At 69.3% G+C, this 915-nt stretch carries 1 protein-coding gene; it reads right to left on the reverse strand.

The features are described 5' to 3' along the window. The coding region (locus ABN273_RS59265; protein ID WP_349458607.1) for an RNA-guided endonuclease InsQ/TnpB family protein at positions 1–915 on the reverse strand (915 nt) is incomplete at both ends.

Below are 915 nucleotides of genomic sequence, written 5' to 3' on the forward strand. Positions count from 1 at the left end.
CCTTCCGGCCCACACGGTTGCGTGGTTTGCGCGCCCCAGCCCGCGCACCCGGTCCGGGTTGTGCGTGCTCCGCCCTCCCGGCGGTGAGGATGTTCTTGGCGGCGTTCACGTCGGCGTGCTCGGTGTGTCCGCACGAGGTACACCGGAAGACCGCTTGGCTCTGGCGGGACTTCCGATCTACCACCGTGCACACATTGCACGTCTGGCTGGTGTACGCCGGGTTCACGGTGATCACTTGGGTGCCCGTGGAGCGGGCCTTGCTGCGGGTGGCCAACTCGATCCGGTGCCAGCCTTTGTCCAGGATGGACCGGTTCAGGCCGGACTTGCTCGCGGCCCCGTTGGGCAGGAACGCGCCGGGTTGTTCGAGGTCTGGTTTGGGCGCTACCCCGGCGGTCATGTTTGTGGTCGCCAGGGCCTCGAACACGATCAGCTCGAAGCTCGTGGCCAGGGTGTGGGCGATCTTGGCGGCGAAGTCAGCGCGGCGACGCCGCACCTTCGCCAGCGCCTTGCCGAGTTTGGCGGCGGCGTGCTTGCGCCGGGCCGAGCCCTTTCGAGTGCGGGCCAGGCGACGCTGGAGCGTGGCGGCGTGTTCGACCTCCCGCCCGCGGGCGAACACCTGATGGTGGAAGATGCCGTCCGAGCGGGTGACGACCTTGGCCACACCTCGGTCGATACCGACCGCGCTGCCCGGGCTGGCATGCCGCTCCGGCGTGACCACGCCGTCTTCGACGAGGAAACTGACATACCAGTGCTCGCCGTCCCGGCTGACAGTGGCGTTCTTGACCCTGCCGCCGAGCGGGCGGGTGATGCGGAAGCGGACCCAGCCGAGCTTGGGAAGTTTCGCCCGTGCCCAGCGCCGGTTGAGCCGCTCGATGGCGATCTTGGCGCCCTCGGGGAACCGGAACGACGGCCGCG

This window comes from Nonomuraea sp. B19D2, from assembly GCF_040137845.1.
GTDB lineage: Bacteria > Actinomycetota > Actinomycetes > Streptosporangiales > Streptosporangiaceae > Nonomuraea.